Source organism: Trinickia caryophylli, assembly GCF_034424545.1.
Lineage (GTDB): Bacteria > Pseudomonadota > Gammaproteobacteria > Burkholderiales > Burkholderiaceae > Trinickia > Trinickia caryophylli.
Genome location: NZ_CP139971.1, coordinates 1,672,920 through 1,693,397, shown reverse-complemented (window position 1 = coordinate 1,693,397; position 20,478 = coordinate 1,672,920). Strand labels below are relative to the sequence as shown.

General features: G+C 66.0%; 18 protein-coding genes. 5 read left to right on the top strand and 13 right to left on the bottom strand.

Annotated elements, in window-relative coordinates; genetic code table 11:
- Positions 1-103: 103 nt before the first annotated feature.
- A complete protein-coding gene (locus tag U0034_RS26695; RefSeq protein ID WP_085228863.1) occupies positions 104-1,717 on the bottom strand; it encodes a methyl-accepting chemotaxis protein in 1,614 nt (537 codons plus the stop codon).
- Positions 1,718-1,959: 242 nt separating this feature from the next.
- Between U0034_RS26695 and U0034_RS26690 the strand changes: the two genes are divergently transcribed.
- The 4 genes from U0034_RS26690 to U0034_RS26675 all read left to right on the top strand — a co-directional run bounded on the left by U0034_RS26690 (position 1,960) and on the right by U0034_RS26675 (position 4,404).
- A complete protein-coding gene (locus U0034_RS26690) occupies positions 1,960-2,427 on the top strand; it encodes a PaaI family thioesterase (protein WP_085228862.1) in 468 nt (155 codons plus the stop codon).
- Between the two features lie 96 nt (positions 2,428-2,523).
- Entirely contained in the window at positions 2,524-2,913 is a 390-nt protein-coding gene (locus tag U0034_RS26685) for a VOC family protein (protein ID WP_085228912.1), read from the top strand.
- Between the two features lie 18 nt (positions 2,914-2,931).
- A complete protein-coding gene (locus U0034_RS26680; protein ID WP_085228861.1) occupies positions 2,932-3,747 on the top strand; it encodes an alpha/beta fold hydrolase in 816 nt (271 codons plus the stop codon).
- Positions 3,748-3,861: 114 nt separating this feature from the next.
- Positions 3,862-4,404, top strand: coding sequence for a hypothetical protein (locus U0034_RS26675; RefSeq protein ID WP_085228860.1), 543 nt, complete (start codon positions 3,862-3,864; stop codon positions 4,402-4,404).
- A 21-nt stretch (positions 4,405-4,425) separates the two neighbouring features.
- Here the strand turns inward: U0034_RS26675 and U0034_RS26670 are convergent, their stop codons facing one another.
- The 3 genes from U0034_RS26670 to U0034_RS26660 form a co-directional block, all read right to left on the bottom strand.
- On the bottom strand, positions 4,426-6,804 hold the full coding sequence (locus U0034_RS26670) for a bifunctional acetate--CoA ligase family protein/GNAT family N-acetyltransferase (protein WP_085228859.1): 2,379 nt from the start codon (positions 6,802-6,804) through the stop codon (positions 4,426-4,428).
- Between the two features lie 162 nt (positions 6,805-6,966).
- A complete protein-coding gene (locus tag U0034_RS26665; protein WP_085228858.1) occupies positions 6,967-7,602 on the bottom strand; it encodes a LysE family translocator in 636 nt (211 codons plus the stop codon).
- Positions 7,603-7,708: 106 nt separating this feature from the next.
- Positions 7,709-8,410 (bottom strand): FMN-binding negative transcriptional regulator, encoded by a 702-nt coding sequence (locus U0034_RS26660; RefSeq protein WP_085228857.1) that lies wholly within the window; start codon positions 8,408-8,410, stop codon positions 7,709-7,711.
- A 123-nt stretch (positions 8,411-8,533) separates the two neighbouring features.
- On the opposite strand from U0034_RS26660, the gene pdxR reads away from it, so the two are divergent.
- Positions 8,534-10,102, top strand: a complete 1,569-nt coding sequence (pdxR, locus tag U0034_RS26655) for a MocR-like pyridoxine biosynthesis transcription factor PdxR (protein WP_085228856.1) — start codon at positions 8,534-8,536, stop codon at positions 10,100-10,102.
- Between the two features lie 162 nt (positions 10,103-10,264).
- Here pdxR and U0034_RS26650 read toward each other — a convergent pair whose 3' ends face one another.
- From U0034_RS26650 to U0034_RS26610, 9 genes are all read right to left on the bottom strand, one after another.
- Positions 10,265-11,629, bottom strand: coding sequence for a hypothetical protein (locus U0034_RS26650; RefSeq protein WP_085228855.1), 1,365 nt, complete (start codon positions 11,627-11,629; stop codon positions 10,265-10,267).
- Between the two features lie 166 nt (positions 11,630-11,795).
- Positions 11,796-14,108 carry a PAS domain-containing sensor histidine kinase gene (locus U0034_RS26645; protein WP_085228854.1) on the bottom strand — a complete coding sequence of 771 codons (2,313 nt, stop codon included), beginning with the start codon at positions 14,106-14,108 and terminating at the stop codon, positions 11,796-11,798.
- Positions 14,109-14,310: 202 nt separating this feature from the next.
- Positions 14,311-15,258, bottom strand: a complete 948-nt coding sequence (locus tag U0034_RS26640; RefSeq protein ID WP_085228853.1) for an NAD-dependent epimerase/dehydratase family protein — start codon at positions 15,256-15,258, stop codon at positions 14,311-14,313.
- The gene (locus U0034_RS26635) at positions 15,255-16,256 is read right to left on the bottom strand and encodes a fumarylacetoacetate hydrolase family protein (RefSeq protein ID WP_085228852.1); all 1,002 of its coding nucleotides are present in this window, start codon (positions 16,254-16,256) and stop codon (positions 15,255-15,257) included. The genes U0034_RS26640 and U0034_RS26635 overlap by 4 nt, the downstream gene beginning before the upstream one ends.
- Positions 16,253-16,840, bottom strand: a complete 588-nt coding sequence (locus U0034_RS26630; RefSeq protein ID WP_085228851.1) for a cupin domain-containing protein — start codon at positions 16,838-16,840, stop codon at positions 16,253-16,255. The genes U0034_RS26635 and U0034_RS26630 overlap by 4 nt, the downstream gene beginning before the upstream one ends.
- On the bottom strand, positions 16,837-17,649 hold the full coding sequence (locus U0034_RS26625) for a cyclase family protein (RefSeq protein WP_085228850.1): 813 nt from the start codon (positions 17,647-17,649) through the stop codon (positions 16,837-16,839). The genes U0034_RS26630 and U0034_RS26625 overlap by 4 nt, the downstream gene beginning before the upstream one ends.
- Complete coding sequence (locus U0034_RS26620) at positions 17,646-18,851, bottom strand: MFS transporter (protein WP_085228849.1); 1,206 nt, start codon at positions 18,849-18,851, stop codon at positions 17,646-17,648. The genes U0034_RS26625 and U0034_RS26620 overlap by 4 nt, the downstream gene beginning before the upstream one ends.
- 16 nt (positions 18,852-18,867) lie before the next feature.
- Positions 18,868-19,995: an FAD-dependent oxidoreductase gene (locus tag U0034_RS26615; protein WP_085228911.1), complete on the bottom strand. Its 1,128-nt coding sequence runs from the start codon at positions 19,993-19,995 to the stop codon at positions 18,868-18,870.
- Positions 19,996-20,104: 109 nt separating this feature from the next.
- Positions 20,105-20,476, bottom strand: a complete 372-nt coding sequence (locus U0034_RS26610; RefSeq protein WP_085228848.1) for a Rieske (2Fe-2S) protein — start codon at positions 20,474-20,476, stop codon at positions 20,105-20,107.
- Positions 20,477-20,478 lie beyond the last annotated feature (2 nt).

Here is a 20,478-nt window from a genome sequence, read left to right as displayed (position 1 = left end):
CGGATCGGCTATTGCTGCCCGCCGGGCTGCAACCGCCCGCCTGCGCCACGCCAATCAGCCGGCCGACATGGCCGCCCCAAGCGGGCGGCCGCGCTCGGCGGAATCAGCGCGCAGCCGCGGTGCTTGCGAAAAGCGGCTGATCGGCCGAAGCGAACCGCGCATCCCGGCTCACGCGGTCGGACACTTCGAACACCGACACGGCAGCCGTGAGGTGCCGTGTCTGCTGGTGAAGCGACGAAGCCGCGGCAGCCGCTTCTTCGACGAGCGCCGCATTTTGCTGCGTCATGCTGTCCATCTGCGAGACGGCCTGATTGACCTGCTCGATCCCGGTGCTTTGCTCGATCGACGACGCGCTGATCTCGGCCACCATCTGCGTGACGCGCGAGATCGATGCCGACACCTTCTGCATCGCGCCGCCTGCCCGCTCGACGAGTTCCGATCCGCCCTCGATCTGTGTGACCGACTCGCTGATGAGCGCATTGATTTCCTTGGCCGACTGCGCGCTGCGCTGCGCGAGGCCGCGCACCTCGCCCGCGACGACGGCAAAGCCGCGCCCCTGCTCGCCCGCGCGCGCCGCTTCCACGGCCGCGTTGAGCGCGAGAATGTTCGTCTGGAACGCAATACCGTCGATGACGGAGATGATCTGCGCGATCCGATCCGAACTCTGGGCGATCGCACGCATCTTGTCGACGACGCTCTCGACCACGCCGGTGCCTTGCGTCGTCGCCTGCAGCGCCTCCTCAGCCAGCGCATTGGCCGCGCGCGCATGATCGGCGTTTTGCCGCACAGTAGCGGTGAGCTCTTCCATGCTCGACGCAGTCTGCTGCAAAGAAGCCGCCTGACTTTCCGTGCGCGCCGACAAATCCGCATTGCCCGTGGCAATTTCGTCTGCGCCGAGATGAATGGAGTCCGCGGCGTCGCGTACGGTCTTGACTGTTTGAGCCACGCTCGCCTGCATCCGTGCGAGGCCTTCGAACAGACGCCCGATTTCGTTCGTACCGCGCGCCGCGATCGGCTCGATGAGTTTGCCGCGTGCGATGCGCTCGAAATGGCGGCCCGCCTCCTCGAGCGGCGCAACCACGCCGCGCCTGAGCGCCGCATAGACAGCGGCCGTGCCGAGCAGCAGGGCGACGAGTATCGCCACGCTCACGCTGCGGAAAACCGCCACGCGGCGATCGATCGATTCGAGCGATGCCTGGCTGCGCGCGTTGCCGTAGTCGGTAAAGCCCTGCACGGCTTCCACGTAGCCGTCCTGGAACGACTGCGTCGGCTGGTCGAGAAACGCCTTGATGTTGCCCGAATCGAGAAACTGCACGAGCTCGCTCAGCGCGCCGTGCAGCGCCTTGTATTTCACTTCCAGGGCCGCGGCACGCTGACGATTTTCCTCGGTGTCTTTCGGGGCACGCGCAAAGCGCGCGAACGACTGCTCGGCAAGCGCGAGCTGCTCGCGGGCATGATCGACGATCTTCGTCGGTTCGGCCGCGCCGCCGATCATCCGGGTGCCGGCGCGCGACAAATTGATGCGCGCGTCCATCAGATGCTGCGTAGTTTCATTGGCGGCGTCGACCTGAGACAGTGCCACGTTGGCGAGATCGCGCACGTCACGATGAGTGCTCGTCAACGACCAGAAACCGAGCCCACCCGTAAGAAGCTGGAGCAAACAGAATGCCGCCAATACGGCAAGCAGGCCCGAAGCCAGCTTGATCTTGCTGAACATCAAAAATCACCTCGATAAAACACGGATTACGAACAACGAACGACCGAAAAAAGGGACAATATGTACCTGTTAACGGCAAAATCCCGTATTTCTTGAACTGTTGCAGCCGCGAGCGCGCGGCCGGGCCTCACGGCTTGGGGGCATCCGGCTTGCCGTGGCGATCGGTTTCTTGACGCGAGACGCGATCCGTTCCTAGAGTGGAACGGACACGACGCGGGGCCCCGGCCCCGGAAGGAGCCCCGATGACGGATTTCCTCGACCTTGCGCGCGGTGCGCTGCACGCACAGCCATTCAGCGTGCTGCTCGGGACCGAACTCGTGCAAATCGGCGAGCGGGAAGTCACGCTGCGCCTGCCGATTCGCGACGAACTGCGGCAACAGCACGGATTCGTGCATGGGGGCGTCATCAGCTATCTGGCCGACAACGCATTGACGTTCGCCGGCGCGATTGCGCTGGGGCCGCGCGTGGTCACGGGCGAGTACAAGATCAATTACCTGCGGCCGGCCGTGCGCGGCGCGCTCGTCGCGCGCGCCGAACTGGTCTATGCCGGCCGCGGCCATGCAACGTGCCAATGCCGGGTGTACGTGCTCGACGGCGACAAGGAAACGCTCGTTGCACTGGCGCAAGGCACCATCAATCGCGTCGGCGACGGATCCAACGGCGCACTGCCGACGGGCGCGGCGCCGGACGACGATCCCAGACATCGCTAGCGGCGAATGAGGAGCAAGCGGCAGTCGCGGCGCCAGCGATAGGCCCCACATCGAGACAACGGTTTTCGACAACGATCCTTGGTATTGGAGAACGAGATGATCGATCACACGGGACTGCAAGTCAGCGATTTCGAAAAGAGCAAACGGTTCTACGCACGTGCGCTCGCACCGATCGGCTATGAACTGATCCGCGAAGTGCCCGCCGCGGTAACGGGTTCGGTGGATGTCGCGGGATTCGGCGAGGGCGGCAAGCCTGATTTCTGGATCCACAGCGGCACGCCGAACGTTCCGCCGATCCACGTCGCGTTCCGGGCCAGGAATCGCCAGGAGGTCGACGCGTTTTACGCAGCGGCGCTCGCGGCAGGCGGCACCGATCATGGCGCGCCGGGCATTCGCCCTCATTACCACCCCAACTACTACGGCGCATTCGTGCTCGACCCGGACGGGCACAACATCGAGGCGGTCTGTCACGACGCGCAGCCGTGAACACTCGTTCATCCATCAATGAACGAACTGACGATCACCGGCGGCACTATCGCCTATGAAACGATCGTGGGCCGCGCCGGCATGCCCCACCTCGTGTTTCTGCATGAAGGCCTGGGCTGCATCACGATGTGGGGCGACTTTCCCGAGCGGCTGTGCGCCGCCACCGGCTGCCCGGGGCTCGTCTTCGACCGCCTCGGCTACGGCGGCGCGTCGGCCGTGCCGCTGCCGTGGGGGGGCGACTATCTGCATCGGGCCGCCCTGCGCGACCTGCCGGAGATTCTCGCTCGGCTCGTGCCGGCCGGTGCGCGTTTCGTGTTCGTCGGCCACTCCGACGGCGGCAGTATCGCGCTGATCGCCGGCGCGCAACGCCCCGAAGGGCTGTGCGGCATCGTCAGCATCGCCGCGCATGTGTTCGTCGAAGACGTGACGCTCGCCGGCATTCGCGAAGCCCGTGCCGCGTACGAAGCAGGCAAGCTCGCGGGGTTGCGCCGCCATCACGGCGCGAAGACCGACGATGTATTCCGGGGCTGGTCGCAAACATGGCTCGATCCCGGCTTCGCCGCGTGGAACATCGAAGCACTGCTCGCGAGCATCGACGCGCCGCTGCTCGCCGTGCAGGGCGAAGACGATCGTTATGGCACGCCGCGACAAGTCGAAACGATCGTCAGCCGCGTGCAAGGCCCGGCGCGGGCTGTCATCTTGCCCGCCTGCGGGCACGTGCCGCACCGCGAGTGCCCGGAGCGCCTGATACCGATCGTGTCGGCGTTCGTGCACGAGTGCGCCGACGCCGCCGGTGCTTCCGATACGGTGGCCGCGTACGCGCAGCGCCGGTAGCATCGGCCCGCCGCGGCGCTGGATCGGTCGCGCGTCAGGCGCTAGAATGTCGGCCCCTTCGAAACACCGTGAGCCGCATGCATGCCATGCGGCGCATGCCGATACGACCGACCCATGGCAAAACTCTTGACCGATTCCGAATTCCAGCGCTTTTCCGAGCTTCAGCAAAAGCAGGCGAGCTTCACGATCACGAGCGAAGAAGCCGACGAACTGCGCAGCCTCGTCGAGCGCGCTCAGCAAACGCGCGACAGCCGTGCCGCAGCCATGCAGACGATCGAGGCCTATATCGCGCAGTTCGAGATCACGCCGGAAGAGCTTTTTTCGCCCGAGCAGATCGGCGATGCGGCGCGCACGTATGGCCTCCTGGCCACGGCGAAAAAAGAGCGTAATCTGCCGCCCACGCTCACGTTCAACGGCAAGCCATATCAATGGACACGCGCGCTGCCCGACGAAATCCGCGTGCCGCTCTTCGATGCCTTCAAGGCCGGCGAGTCGATCAAGCGCTTCCTCGCCACGCCGAAGGACGCGAGCCGGAATGCGGCAACCATCGCGCGCCTCGAGCGCGAAACGGGCGGCACCTACGCCGAGGCCTGGCTCGATGAGTTGTCGGTCTCGCGCACGCAGGTGGACGAGGCCGCCGCCAAGCTCGCCGCCTGAACCTCCCGAAGCGCTTCGGCGCTATGCCCGCGGTGCGTTCTGTAACGGCAGACGCACCGAAATAACAGAAGGATCGTCGCCGGGCCCGGTTTCGAATCCGCACGCCTTCGCGAGCGCGATCATCGAGGCGTTCTCGCGCAGAATGTCGCCTACTATCCAGCGTGTCCCGCGCGAGCGCGCGTAAGCGACGATCCGCCGCATCAGCATCGTGCCGAGGCCCTTGCCTTTCATATCCGAGCGCACGGCCACGGCAAACTCCGCTTCCTCGTTGTCGGGGTCGGCGACGATGCGCACGACGCCGAGCGTATTCACCACGCCGTGCTCGTCCGGGGCCGTGGCGATCAGCGCCATCTCGCGGTCATAGTCGATCTGCGTAAGGCGAGCGAGCTGCGTATGGTCAAATCCACGCACCGCGCCGAAAAAGCGCAGCCGCAAGTCCTCCGGGGACATCGCGGCGATAAAGGCGCCGTGCGACGCTTCGTCTTCCGGGCGAATCGGGCGAATCGTCAGCCGTTGCCCGCACCAATCGAGTGTCTCTTCGAGACGGCGCGGGTATGGCACGATCGCCAGCCGCCCGCGCACAGCCCCCAACGCGATACGAACGCCCACGAGCGTCGCGTGCCGACGCGTGATCCGCAGCGTGCCGCTCAGCCCCACGATCTGCTCGATCACGCATACCGCTTCCGAAAGTGCCGTCAGCGCGCGCAGCACCGGCTCGACCGGCACCCGGTGCGCGTAGGGCGAGCGCAGCACCATTTCGCGCGCGAGCACGGAATTGAACGGCGGCAGGCCATAAACGGCGAACGGCGCCGCCATGCCGTCGGCGGGTGGTGCGGCAAAACGAAATACAGGGCCGAAATCCGGATCGTCGGCCAACTCCACGCTCAACTCCACGACCGCTTCGTCGCCGTCCCGCTCCGGCGTGCCGGCGGGCGGCTGCACGGGCACGCCGAAGCATGCGATCAACGAGGCCGCGGCCTCGCTCTCGAGCGCCGTGATTCCTTCCCGAAGCGCCGCGCGCGCCCGTGCCTGCGCCGCTTCCACGGCGGCGGGCACCTGCACGGGCAGACCCTGCGGCGTCTGCATCAAAAGCTCGCGTGCAAGGCGGTAATCGACGAGGCGAGCGAATGCATGCGCAAGCCGATGCGGCGTCGAATGCACCGCGATGCCGCGCGCCCGCAGCGCGTCGCGCGTGGCGGCATCGAGCCCGCCGAAGAAGCAAGCCAGCACGCCGCGGTAGGCAAGGCGCTGATGGTCGATCAACACGCGCGCCACGTCGCCCGCCGACGCGCGATGCGTCGTGGCATGGATGACAAATGCCGTTCCGGTATCGTAATGCGGCGCCAGCGCATCGAGCGCCCGACCGAAATGCTCGGGCGTCGCGTCGTCGCCAAGCATGAGCGGGTTGCCTGGCTGCACACCGGGCAGCGCTTCCTGCAGCGCGCGCTTCGTCTCGGCGGACCACTGCGCGAGCCCCCCGCCGGACGCGGCAAACGCATCGGTGGCCAGCGCCGCGACGCCGCGGTCGCTGGTCACGACCGTAGCCGTCTGGCTGGCGGCGATGCGGCCCACGCCGAGCGTTTCGATTTCGTCGAGCAGATCGTCGAGCGCGTCCACGCGCACCATGCCCGCACGCCGGAACGCGGCCGCATAGAGCGCGTCGTCGCGGTCGGTACAGCCCGTGCGCAGCACGAGTACGGGCTTGCTGCGCGCCGCCGCACGGGCGGCCGACATGAACTTGCGCGCGGCACGCACCTGAGAGAGTTCGAGCAGAATCGCGCGCGTGGCGCCGTCGCTGGCCAGATAGTCGAGTACGTCGCCGGCATCGACATCGGCTTCGCCGCCAAGCGCGATCGCGTGCGAGAAGCCAAGGCCGCGCGCATCGGCCCAGCCGAGCACCGCATTCGTCAGGGCGTTCGATTGCGAAAGCCATGCCACACCGCCCGGCTTCACCTTGCACGATGCGGCGCCGAGCTGCGCACGGAGTGCGGGCGTGACCACCCCAAGGCTGCCGGGACCGACGATGCGCAGCAGATGCGGCCGCGCCGCCACGAGCGCGTCCCTGACCGCTTCTTGCGCGGCGGCACCGCGCGCCTCGCCGACGATGATCGCGGCGCGCGCACCGAGCCGGCCAAGCTTACGAACGATGTCGGGCCACGTAGCGCTTGGCGTGCAGATTACGGCAACGCTCGGTGCCTCGAAGAGATCGGCGGTATCGGGGAAGACGGTGCGCCCGTCGAGTTCGCTGCGCTTCGGATTGACGGGCCACACGGGCCCGGCGAAGCCACCGTCGAGCACACGCGCCCAAACGATCGCCCCGAGACTACCCGGGCGTGACGAGGCGCCGATGACCGCAATGGACTGAGGCTTGAACAACGCATCGAGATTGCGAACGGTCACGGCGTCTCCCCGGACGATGACCGGAGACGGCGCGGCCCGTAAGCGATGTCGGCACCGGCTCGCCGCCCCGGGCGGCTGAAGTTGCAGCACATCATACCTTCAGCCGGCCGGCGAAGAAGAACGGCCTGCCACGAGCCGTCGCCTTCATGTGCGCAGCGACGGCTATTTGCCGGACCACGCCAGCAGCCGGATGCCCGCAACGCCGAATACGACGGCGAGACACCCTTCGAGCGCACGGCGGGTACGTACGTAAAGCCGGCGAGCCGATGCCATCGAAAAGAGAATCGCGTACCCGCTGAACACGAAGCTTCCGATGAACGCGCAGCCGGGAATCACCGCGCCGTGCCCCGCACCCGAGTTGTTGGACGCAAGCGCAACGATGGAGACCCAGACCAGTATCGCCTTGGGGTTCGTCAGATGCAGCAATGCACCTTTGACGTACAGGGTTCTCAGCGCTTGCGGCCGTTGCACGCGCGAAACATCGCGGACCGGCACGGCCAATGCGGCGCGCCCCGACTTGAACGCGAGCCAGAGCAGATAGAGGCCGCCGAAAATCTTGATTGCGAGGATGAAATGGGAATAAGCCACGAGCGCCGCGGAAATACCCGCTGTAGCCACCACGGCCCAGAACATCGAGCCGGAAATGACGCCGCATGCGAATGCCAAAGCGGCCTTGCGCCCGCTTTGCGCCGCAATCGACATGATTGCCAGGTTGCTCGGCCCCGGGCTCGCCGTGCCGATGAAATAGGCTGTGTAGGCGAGCAGCAGGTTCGCCGAGAAAAAGGTGTTCGCTGACATGTAAGACCTCGAGACGGACGCGTGCAATCATTGTCGACGTGCTGCTGGCCGACCGCCAGGGCCAGTTCGCTGCCGCCTCGCCGGGCCGGCCACCGGCACGGTTGGGCTATTCGCCGCTTTCCCGGTTTTCCCGGTTTTCCCGGCTTGCCGCGTCGTTCCCGCTTTCCTCGTATTGCGCCTTTTCCGCGGCCCGCGCGAGCATGGCATCGCCGATGCCCGTCTCTCCGCTCGCCTTGAGCGCCTCCCCGGCCCCGAGGATATCGCGGACGTCCTTGTTCTGGCCGAGCTTGCTCTTGCCCACCAGCCGCGTGATGTCGATCCGCAGGCCGACGATCGACTTCAGCATGCCGTCGATGAACGCCTTCGGCGCATCGGCCATTTTCCAGGGCTGCGGCTGCGACGCCTCGTGCGTGCGCGTCAGCCGGCCGACCATACCGCGAACGTATCGCTCGTCGTCATGGATGGCGATACGTCCGTACGCATGGACAACGACGTAATTCCATGTCGGCACCTGCATGTGGGACTCGTGCTTGCTCGGATACCAGTTCGGCGAAATATAGGCGTCCCCGGCACGGAACACGACCAGCACCTCGTCGCCGTCGGCCACGTCCTGCCATACCGGATTGGCACGCGCCACGTGCGCGTGCAGCACGCCAAGCTCTCCTTCTCCCGGCGCGAGTTCGAAAGGGATATGGTTCGCGTCGAGCCCGTTCTTTCCGTGCGTGATCAGCGTGCCGAACGGGTGCTGCGTGATTTGCGCGTGCAGGACCTCGGTACGGGACTCGCTGAAATGGGCAGGTATGTACATGTCGGTTCGCCAACGGGCGCCCTGTTGAAAGTCATCGGTCGGTACTTCATCCGGCCTGTATTGTGGATTCAAACTGGCTTATCATGAAGAACCAGTTTCAATCGTTTTCATAAGGCCAGAATCATGGCGAGAACCGCCCGCCTCGCAGAAATTCCGTCGATCGGCACGTTGAATCGGGAGGCCGGGCAATTGAGCCGACAACTGGCTGACGCGCTGCGCGAAGCGGTTCGGAAGGGCGATCTGCGGCCCGGCGATGCCTTGCCGTCAACGCGGCTGCTCGCGGCATCCCTGGAGGTTGCACGCGGGACGGTGCTCGAAGCCTACGAGCAATTGATGGCCGAAGGTTTCCTCGAAGCCAAGCGCGGCGCGGGGACTCAAGTGGCACAAGCGCTTGCAGAGCCGCGCCGCCCGCGCGCCACTCGTGCGGCACGTCCGAAAAAAGTCCGAACCGCCCTGCCCGAGCCCGCGGCAGCGTTCGCGCGGATCGCTCAGGCATTCCGGCCGCTCCCACCGGTTCCGTTTGCCATCTCGGTGCCCATCGGCCAGACGGCGCCCGCGGATATCTGGCGTCGGCTCGGCAACCGCGTCCGCTCCAAGGGGCCAGGCGCGCCAGCCGGCTATACCGATCCGCTCGGCGCGCTGCCGTTGCGCGAAGCGATTGCAAGCTATGTGCGCAAATCGCGTTCGGTGCATTGCGAGCCAGGTCAGATCATCGTGACCAGCGGCACGCAGCAGGGGCTTTTCCTTTCGTCTCAGGTGTTGCTCGGCCCGCGCGATCAGGTCTGGATCGAGAACCCGGCCTATCGCGGCGTAACGGCGATCTTCGAAACGCGCGGCCACCCCGACGCGATCATCCGCGTGCCGGTGGACGCCGAAGGCATCGACGTGAACGCCGGCATCGCGATGGCACCCCACGCCCGTGCAGCGTTCGTCACCCCGTCGCATCAATACCCGCTCGGCATGCCGATGAGCATGGCCCGGCGCAGCGCGCTGCTCGCCTGGGCGCGCGGCAACGACGCCTGGATCGTGGAGGACGACTACGACAGCGAGCTGCGCTACCAAGGCTATCCGTTCCCGTCGCTGCAGGGCCTCCAGCCGGATCGCGTGGTCTATCTCGGCACGTTCAGCAAGATCCTTTTTCCCTCGCTGCGGCTTGGATATGCGATCGTCCCCGAGGATCTCGTCGACGCCTTCGTCGGTGCGCGCGTATTGATGGACCGCCATCCGCCGAACGCCGATCAACACGTATTGGCGGCTTTCATCGCCGAAGGCCACCTCGAACGGCACGTGCGCAAGGTTCGCTACGTCTATGCCGATCATCGGATGCGGTTGATGGAAACGCTTGACGCTCTGCTTCCGAAGGACGTCGCCTGGGTCGAGCCTGGAGACCAGGGCATGCATCTCGTCCTATGGCTGGCGCCCGGCCTCGACGATCGTAAGGTCGCCGAGCTGGCTGGCGAGGCCGGGGTGTCCGTGAGAGCGGTCTCGCCCATGTTCGCGCCGGGAACGGCAAGGCCCGGGCTCTTCCTCGGTTTCGGCGGGTTCAGTCACGCGCAGATGAAGTTGGCCGCGCAACGGCTTGCAGCGGTCATCGCCGGAGCGGCAGGCCCCATTGAGCGCAAACGCGCCACGACACGCATCCCAGCGAGGCGCAACGCTCCGAGCCGGCAGCAAGGCCGCTCGCTCGATTAGATCGGCGGCCGGGGGCCGCCGCCCGCGCAGAGCGGTCCATTCCTGTCCCACTGTTTGCTGGCCCTACCTTGCGTATATCGGGAATGAGAAGCCGAGTCGAGTATTCGTGCCGTCAGGGTTGCGCGATTCGAGGGTGAGGATGACCCGCATCGCGGCGCACACCTATGAGATCGGACGGCGGGCTTGCGCCAGCGGCTGCTGCGTCTTGCAGAGCAGAGGAAGCGCGAAAACCGCCGGATTGATCGATCCCGAGAACTCGCCGTACGCGAAATAGTCGGCCAACGCGAGGCTCGTGCCGACGTCGATTTCGGCCGCCGACTCCATGAACGTGACGGGGCGGCTATGGGTCCCGTCAGAGCCGGGAAACGGGCTGTACCACGTCCAGAGGTATCGCCCCTGCGGATACTCGGCGGTAGGTGGAAACAGTACCGATATGATGGTCACGACCTCGTTCGGACAAAGCGTTGGATGATTGGTGACGACAGCGTGGATCGTGCCTTTCACACCAGGAATCCGTGCCCAGTCCGGCGGCTGCTGACCGAGCCCGATGTTCTGGCACTTCGTGATTTCGCCACCCTTCGAATTATAGATGTAGCCGTTGCCCGCAAACGGCGGCGCATCGATACCGGACGGTGCCACACCGTAGAGCAGCGCGACCTGGGTGTCGATGCCGGCCTGATGATTGTACGAATACGACATCTGCGTACATTGGGCTCGGTCGGTCACCACCTTGTATCGATCGTCCGCTGCCCACTGATAACGCACGAAGGTCGGCAGCGGGAAACTCGTCGAATCGATGGGCGTCATGAGCGACGACATTTGAAAATGCTCATTCCAGACAACGAGCTTATAGTTCTCCGGATTGCCGAACTGGAATCCCGGAATATCGGGCGGCGACCAGGTATCGACGTCGGGCGTGGCCGTGGCCCGGAACGACGGAAAATAAATGAACGAGAAGTTCTGAAATACGGCGAGTTGCCGCGGATCGCCTTTATACGGAGATGCGGGCGGCGCACCGTACATCATTCGAAACGGCAGACCTGCGCTTTCGCCTTGACTGTTGAACCACATCCAGGTGGTGGCACGCGAATTCGGCACGGGCTGCTTCCACCAATCGACCTCCTGTGCGGCCATCCAATTGATGTTGCTCGTCGTGAACCAGACCGCGGCATCCGCCAGCCACTTCGTCGAGGGCAACGTCCAGCCCATGTCGACGTTCCGCCAGGTACGCCCGCGGTCGATCGACAGCCTGGTCCCCCCAGGCGTGATCTTGTACCACCACGTCCTTCCATCGCCGACGCCCGTGATCTGTGCGGACATCACGACACCCTCGATATAACCGATCGTTGCCACGCAAAGCTGAAAGAACGGCACGCTCGGGGGGGCGTCACCGTTGGGCGGCGGGCTGTAGGGATGCAGCAGCGCCGTACATTGCCATGAGGACGGCAGCACCGGACGCGCGGGCGCCGTTGCATCTTCACGGATCGCGGGAAGCGGGAAATCCACGTCGCTCGTCGACAAGGTCATTTCGGTCTCCTTTTCCCGGGACCGTGCATGCGATCACATGACGTCCTCCCAGGAATCAGCGGCGATGCATCGATGTGGAATATATTCGTCGACCGTTGGCTGTGCCAATCATTTGTTGCCCCCCCTCCTAAAACTGATGGGATCGACGCGGCCGTGCGCGCAGCCTTCAGTCCGGTAATGAATCTTTCGTGGAACCCGGCTGTTCCCCACTTGCGGCGCGTGGACCATCGCAATGGCACGGCCCCTGGCGTTTCGATGGCACAGGGCAGACGGGAATCCGCGCCCGCACCACCGTGCCCTGCCCCGGCCGGCTGACGATCGTGGCGTAACCTCCGACTGCCAGCGCCCGCTCGCGTATGCCTGTGAGACCGAACGAATCGGGCGCATGCATGCTTTCGGCGTCGAATCCGATGCCGTTGTCGCCCACCTCGATGACGAACGCATCCTCTTCGACGCGAAACATTACCTCCACATGCGAAGCGCGCCCGTGTCGTGTAGCGTTGGTCAGCGACTCCTGCGCGATGCGAAAGATCGCTACGGTCTGCTCCTCCGTCATCTCGACATCGCCCGATGCGACGCGCAGGACGCACCGTATGCCAGTGTGCTGCGACAGCCTCGAAGTCAGCCATTCGAGCGCGGGCGCGAGCCCCATGTCGAGCACCGTCGGCCGCAGCGACGCCGATACGTCGCGCGTGCTCTGGATCAGCGTGTCCACCAGCGCCAGCATCTCGCGCGTGGCGTCGAGCACCACGGGCTCCTTGTTGCGCGCGCGCAGACCCAGCAGCTTTACCGACATTCTGAGGGCCACCAATTGCTGCCCCAGCTCGTCGTGCAATTCATGCGCGATCCGCCGTCGTTCCTCCTCGAGGTCCGCCTGCCGCCGGTTCGCCAGTGCGCGCAGCGCATGCTCCATCTGCTTGCGCTCGGTCACGTCCGAGCCGATCGCGAAGGCGCCCACCACCTGGCCTTGTGTGTCGCGTTCAGGCACGACCCGCACCGCCAGCCAGCCGCGCCGGTCGGCATCGAGAAACTCGTATTCGAGCTCGGTCGTCCGGCCTTCCGACAGCGCGGCCGTCAGGCCGTCCCACAACTGCTCGTTGACCGGCTGCGGCATCAGCGGGCACTCGACCGGCGTTTGTCCCAGCAGATCGCGCGCCGCCACACCGGCAAGGCGCTCCATGAGCGGCGAAGCGTAGACACACCGGCCGTCGCGGTCGAAGCGGACGATCACAATCGGCATGTTTTCGGCGAGCGTGCGCAGTTGCTGCTCGCTTGTGCTACGCAACTGTTCCGCGTGCTTGCGCTCGGTAACGTCGTGCAGAAAACCATACCAGCGAATGCTGCCATCGGGCTCGCGTTCGGGTATCGATCGGCCTTCGATCCAAACGTAGCCCTTTTCGGGGTGTCGGACGCGAAACTCGTTGTGCCATGCGCTCAACTCGCGCGCGGACACCTGAATCGACGCCACGTGCCGCTCGAAGTCGTCCGGATGAATCGTGTCCAGTGCAGCGCTTGCATCGCGGCGCATCGCTTCGGCACACCAGCCCGTGATCTCTTCGAGACGCTTGGAGGCCGAGGGCATCGTCACGCGCCCATCCGGCGACAGCAGGTAGTCGCCGATGACGCCCGGCCCGACGTCCGCAAGCTTGCACAGCCGCGCGGCGATCTCGGCGTTTTCCTTCGTGACCGCGTCGTACTGCACGCGATGCGTGATGTCGCGGGAGAGAACCAGGAACGTATCGGTGGCAGGCGTATCCCCCGGCTTCTTCGCGAGCGAGTGCTCGAACCATCGGCGGCTGCCGTCCGGCAAATCGAGGACGAGCGTCAGACCGTGCGAGATGCCCGCCCTTTCGGCTTCGGCGATCGCGTCCATCGCAGCGCGCGCCTGCGCGGCAGGCATGACCTCGTTCACGGTCTTGCCGAGCAACATCTCTTTCGGGACCGCCAGCAATTCCGGATTCTTGGCCCAGATACTCAGATACCGGCCGTCGCGATCGACCTCGAACAACAGGTCATGAATCGCCGCGATCAGGCCTTCGGAAAAGTCGAGCGTCCTGCGCAGGTTTCTTTCGATTCGCCGCGCTTGCGTCACGTCGATAAAAACGGCGATGACGCCGGGCGCGTCATCGCGCATGCGGTCGGGCGAAAGCTGAACCGAGTAAAGCCGAGGTGGCTCGTTCGGGCGCGCGTCATACGTGAGCTCGAGTGCCCGAGGCACGCCCTCGGTCGCCACTTTGCGAATCGCAGCACGCAACAGCCGCAGCGCGCTCGCGTGCAAAAGCGCCGCGTCGTCGCTTTCCGCCTCGCCCGTGGGGGACACCCCGGCCGTCATTGCCGAAGCAGCGGCATTCATGCCGCGCCGGCGCCCGGCAGCGTCATAGAGGATGACCGGTACCGACAGATCGCACAGCAGGATCTCCGCCCGGGGTTCGGCCGACGTTGAGTGGCCCGTGGCGCCGACGCGCCGGGTTCGATTCATGCCTTCTCCAGAATGCCGGTAATGCCGTCTTGCTAACGGTCATACTATCCGGCACCCGCAGTCATACGAAGCTTAATTTCTTGTAAGGTTTTTCTTAGCCCCGGAGATAGACAGCAAGACTTTTGCGCGCAGACAGCGCGAATCATACGGCCCCGTCGAGGGCTCCTCGTCGCCCACTGGAGCGGGAACGGCTCTTCGGCCATCAGCGCATGAGCGCACGCTCGACCAGGAGATCGACGCTGCCGTCGTCGGTGAAGCCGGCTGCCCGTGCCTCCTCGCCGAGCCAGGGCGGCTGGCGGCCGAACAGCCGTTCGATGTCCTCCACCGGGGCAAAATCGATCCGCACGTCGCCGAATCGACGCGTCAGTGCATCGACCACGGTTCGTACCGCGAGGTGCAGCGTCGGCACCGTCCACACGCGCTTTGCGGGCAACCGCTCGGGCACGAGCCGCGCGGCATGAAGCAGGTTGTCGACGCAACAGGCGCGCGACATCCACCATGCCGTTGCCGAAGGCGAGACGGGGCACGTGTAGCGGTTGCCGATTTCCGCCGCGCGAAAGATGGCGCTCATGAACGCGGAGCCATGTCCCGCGGAAATACCCGGGCGAGCGACGATACCGGGCAGGCGCAGCGATCGGCCGTCCAGTTGGCGCCGGCGCGTCCAATCGGCGAGCAGTTGCTCGGCCACGAGTTTGTGCGTGCCGTAGCTCGTCACCGGCTGCGTGGGCGCATCGTCGGCGAGCGGCGCCTGCAGCGACGTGCCGTAGACGGCCACGCTACTCGCGAACACGACGCGCGGCACCGGGCCGCCGCCTGCCGACTGGTCGGCGAGCCGCTCCAAAAGCGCCATGGTTCCGTAAAGATTCACGCGCGCCCCAAGCACCGGGTCGGCCTCGGCCTGGGCCCCGGGCACGCTCGCGAGATGGAATGCGATGTCGACGGGCGCGGCGAGCGAGGCATCGAGAACGGCAGCGGCACCGAAGTCTCCCGGCACTTCCACCACCCGCTCGTCACCGGGCACGGCATCGAAGCGCTGGTCGACGAGCAATAGCTCGGAAACGTCGCCGGGCGCATCGATGCCGTCGTCCAATAACCGCCGCACCAATGCCGAGCCGACGAACCCGCCGGCTCCGGTCACGAGCACTCTCACGATCCGCTCCCTGTCCGGCGGGCCACCGCGGGCACGACGCGCTGATCGATCGTGCCGAACGGCAAATTCCCGCGCTCGTCCAGCGCCGTCATCCGCACCCGGTCGCCGAATCGCATGAAGGGCGTGGACGCCGCACCGGCGTCGATGATCTCGATCACGCGCCGCTCGGCGATGCAGGCGGAGCCCGCCGCGCGGTCCGCATTCGATACGGTGCCGGAGCCGATGACGGTGCCCGCCGACAATCGGCGCGTGCGCGCCGCATGCGCGATGAGCGTGCCGAAATCGAAGTTCATCTCGGCACCGCTCGGGTGCCCGAACCACTGTTCGTTCCACTCCACGAGCAGCCGCAGATTCACGCGGCCACCCTGCCAGTTCCCGCCCAGTTCATCGGGCGTCACGGCCACGGGTGCGAAGCTCGTCGAAGGCTTGGCCTGCAGGAACCCGAATCCGGTCTTCATCTCACGCGGACCGTAGCCGCGCAGGCTCCAATCGTTGATCTGCACGAGAAGGCGAACGTGCGCCAGCGCATCGCGCCCCGACACGCCCATCGGCACCGCGCCAACCACGACGCCAAACTCGCCCTCGAAATCGATGCCGTCGCGCTCGTCGGGCAGCGCTACATCGTCGGTCGGCCCCAGAAAGTCGTCGCTCGCCCCCTGATACATGACGGGCACCGTGTCGAACTCGGGAATCGGCGGCGTGTTGAACGCGCGCTCCATCAGGCGGCCATGGTTCAGAAACGCCGAACCGTCGCACCACTGCGGGCTGCGCGGCAGCGGCGCCGCGCATGCGGTGGCATCGAATGGGAAGGCCCCCGCTGCGAGGCCGTCATTGAGTTCCTCGTAGCGCTGCGCCAACCGCGGCGCCGCCTCGTCCCATCGCTCGAGCGCGTCGAGCAGCGTCTCGGCAATGCCCTGCGCCTTCACCGCGCGGCGAAGGTCTCTCGATACGATCAGCAGCGTGCCGTCGCGGGCGCCGCGAAGCGTAGCTAATTTCATCGTCCCTCCCCCCTGTGCAATTCGAGCGCGGCAGCGATCGAGGGATCGTAACGGCCGTCGACGAGCACGAACAGCATCCGGCAGCTACGCCCTGATCGATTGGCCCAGGCGTGATTGGTGCCGCGTTGGATCACCACGTCTCCTTGTGCGAGCTCCACTTCGCCAGTGTCGAGGATCAGCGTCATTTCACCCTCGACCACGACGCCGTAGTCGATCGATTCCGTGCGATGCATGAGCGGATGCGGGGAACCTTCGCGCACGGTCGAAACGGTTGCGTCGCCGGTCTGGCTGAATGCGTCGCGCATCTTCGCCGCGCCGCGCGCGAGAAACTCTTGCGTGTCCGGTGGAATATCGACGAAACGAAAGCGCGTGCCTCGTGCCGGCGGCGGCAGCATCAGCGGCCCGGCCGTCGGATCCGCTCCGTTGTCCACTCGAGCCGGACTGTCCGCGGTCGACCACACTTCGTGAAACGTCGTGCCCGGAATAGCCGCGATCTCGACGACGGTGCGAAGCGGACCATCGGACACGACGATGGCCCGCCCGCTCCCGTCGTGGCCCGTGACGATGCGACGGATCGGCGTCATCGTGCACCGCCTTCGCCGGCCTCGAAGATGGCGACAGCCCGCGTCCAACCTGCCGATGCGCCGCGGATCTTGTGCGGAAAGCAACTGATCGTGAAGCCGTGCGGCGGCAGGGCCTCGAGGTTGTGCAGCTTTTCCAGATGACAGTAGCCGATGTCGCGGCCCGCTTTATGGCCTTCCCAGATGAGCGACGCGTCGCCCGTCTCCGCGATCTTCTTCGCCGTATAGGAGAACGGCGCATCCCAGCTCCATGCGTCGGTGCCCGTAAGGCGCACGCCACGCTCGAGCAGATACATCGTGGCTTCATAGCCCATGCCACAGCCTGCATTGACGTAATCGCCCTGACCGTAGCGCGAACCCGCGCGCGTGTTCACCACGACGATGTCGAGCGGCTGCAGCACGTGACCGATGCGGGCCAGCTCGGTTTCCACATCGGCCGCCGTTGCGACGTAGCCGTCCGGCAAATGCCGGAAGTCGAGCTTCACGCCCGGTTGAAAACACCATTCGAGCGGAACCTCGTCGATGGTGATCGAAGCCTTCGGGCCGCCGAGGCTTGCATCCATCGTCGAATGAAAGTGCCATGGCGCGTCGAGATGGGTGCCGCTATGGGTCGTCAACGTGACCCATTCGGCCGCCGCCGCCTCGCCGTCCGGAAAATCCTCAGGCTTCGTTCCGGGCAGCATCGTCATGAATTCGCCCACTGTGTCGGCATGCTTTTGGTACGTGATTTTCGGTGCCAGCGGCGGCGGATCGGACAGAACGTCGTTTTCGAGGTAGATCGAAAGATCGACGAAGCGACGCTTGGGCTTCATTCGGAAGGGCTCCCGGAAAGAGTAGGGCGCGGACGATCCGCGAGTTTCGAAAAGCAGAAGATCGCGATGACGGCGATCGCCGTCGCGGCGGCGCCGAGGCTGCCGTACCCGAAGTGCTTGACGAGCGTGCCGCCGAGAATCGGGCCGATGGCGGCGCCCGTCATCAGCATCGCCGGCGTGGCCGCGACGGCGCGGCCGGTGTGGTCGAGGCGCGCCAGCATGCCGAATGCGAACGTGTGCGTGAAAATCATCACAGCCGCGAAGACCGACGCCGATGCGGCGTAAGGCGCGAATGTCGCGCTCTGTGCGATCGTGACGGCAACGGCGGCCTGCGCGAGCGCGCCGCATTGCACGACGCGAACGCCAGGCACGCGCGCTTCGAGCAACCCCGCCAGCGGCGCCGGCAACAGGTTCACGAGACCCAGTGCGATAAGCACACCCGTGACGGCCGGCAGGCCGAAGCCTCGGTCGAGGCCGATGCGCTGCAGGAACGAAAACACCATTGCCTGTGTCAGCCCCATGCAGGCCACGCCGATCATGCCGCACCAGACCGCGCGCGAAAGCGGCGCTTCTGCGTTCGCCGCACCATCGTTTCGCGTGTGCGTCTTCGGAAAGGCCACCGCCGTGGTAACCGCGGCCACCGTCATGACGCCGGCGAATACGAGGAAGAGCACGCGGCCGCCGCGGGACGCGATGAGCCCGGGCGTACTGCCGAGAAACGCGATGGCGAAACAGCCGAGCGACAGGCCCGCGATCGCGAACAGGCGATGCGGATTGCGGCTGCGGCCGATCGTTCCGTGCGTGACGCTGAGACTGCCGCCGACGGCAAGCCCGGCAACGAGGTGGAGCGCCGCCATCGGCACATAGCCGTCGATAGTCGACGCGAGAAAGAACGCTCCCGCCGCGATGGCAAACCCGGCCGAGGACACGAGCCGCGCCTCGAGACGGTTCAGGCGCGGCGAAAGCAGCACGCTGCTGGCCACGGCGCCGGTCAGAAACAAAGTGGCCAATGTGCCGGCCTGTTGCGGATCGAGGCGATAGTCGCCGATCAGCGTGCCGACCCAGACGGGCAGCGCGACGAGATCGACCATGCCAGCGCAATGCGCGACGAGCAAGGCCAGCACGCCGGCCACGCTGTAGCGCCCGACGGCTGCCTGTCCGACCGGCAACCGCGCGCCGGTTGCGATGACGTTCTGTTCCATGAGGGCCTCCGCGGGCTCAGATCGGTTGCGCCAGGCTCATGTGCGTCTCGCGCATGATTTGCGAGTGCTCGGCCTTGTCGCCGCCGCACACCTCGATCTCGCCAAGCCGCCCGGAGTTTTCGACGACGAGGCGGCATCGGTCCCATCGGCGCGCCTGGAAGGCAGCCAACGCCGCATCGAGCGTCGCCGCGCGGCCCAGCTCCTCGGCGAGCACGATCCCGTCTTCTATGCCGATGCCGGCGCCGGCGGCCATGTGCGGCGTTGTCGCATGCACGGCATCGCCGATCAGCACTACGCGGCCCGCGAACCATGGCTGCGGCAGCAACAGGCTTTCGAGCGGGCGATAAATGACCTTCGAATGCGCGCCGATCCCGGCACGCACCGATTGGACGAGCGGCGCGGTGAACGGCTCGAGCAGCGCGCGCAGCATTTCCGGCCATTGCTGCGGATCGACGCGGTCGTTGACCGGACGGTCCTCGGTGACGAAGACGTACATCTCGTCGCGCGATACCGGATTGACGCCGGCCTTGACCTTGTGGCCCATCCACATCGTCGCGCGGATGATGTCCGCCGGCCGCGGCACGACGGCACGCCACACGCCCTGCCCCGTGTAGCGCGGCAGCGGTGCGCCGGGAAACACGGCCTGCCGCACGGTCGAATAAAGACCGTCCGCACCGATGACGAGGTCGTAGGTGGCTTGCGAGCCATCGCTGAGCGTCACGTCCACCCCCGTCGCGTGCGGCTCGAAACGCGAGAAACTGCAGCCGAGCCTCACGTTCACGCCCGCCGCACGCGTCGCTTGCGAAAGGATCTCGGCCAGCACCGGGCGCATGATGGCGCCGCCACCCGGCACTTCCGGCCCTGCCACGCGAGGCGTGGGCAACTGCCCGAGCGGGGTGCCGCTCCAGGTGAAGAGATCGACGCCATCGCCGCAATAGCCGCGCGCCAGCACGGCATCGAGCACGCCCACCGTTTTCAGCGCGCGCAGCGTCGGACCGCCGATGCTGATGCCCGCGCCATAGGCGCGCCACTTCTCGTCGATCTCGACGAGATCGACGCGTATTCCCTGCTTCGCGCATTGAATAGCGGCGGCCATGCCGGAAAAGCCGCCCCCGACGATGAGAACATGCCGAACGGAAGTCATACCAGTCTCCTGATTCATGCCGCCCGCGCCTCGCGCGGACAGGCATCTTGTTTTGAATGTGTTCGCATCGCGCTGCGGGCCGGCCTCTTGCGGCCGCAGCGGCGCCGCGTCATACGCGCGCCTGCGCCTCGCCCATGAAGACGCAGATGTCGCCGTTGTCCGCCACCGTCGTTTCGAGCGGCGTCAGCCGCTGACCGAGGCATGGCCCCGAGAGGCATACCCCGGTCGCGATATCGAACTGCGCCCCGTGCGCGTGACAAACGATGCGCGTGCCGTCGCCGTTCAGGTAGGCGTCCTTGCGCCATGCCATCGGCGTATTGCCGTAATGCGGGCACGCATCGAGGTACGCGAATACGTCGTCGCCGCGACGGACGATTAACAACGTGTCGCGTCCGCGGCCGGCGGGATCGAAGCCGCGCGACCCCGGATCCGCGAGTTCGTCCAGCCTCGCGAGCCGAATCGGCAAATGCGCTACCTGCATCG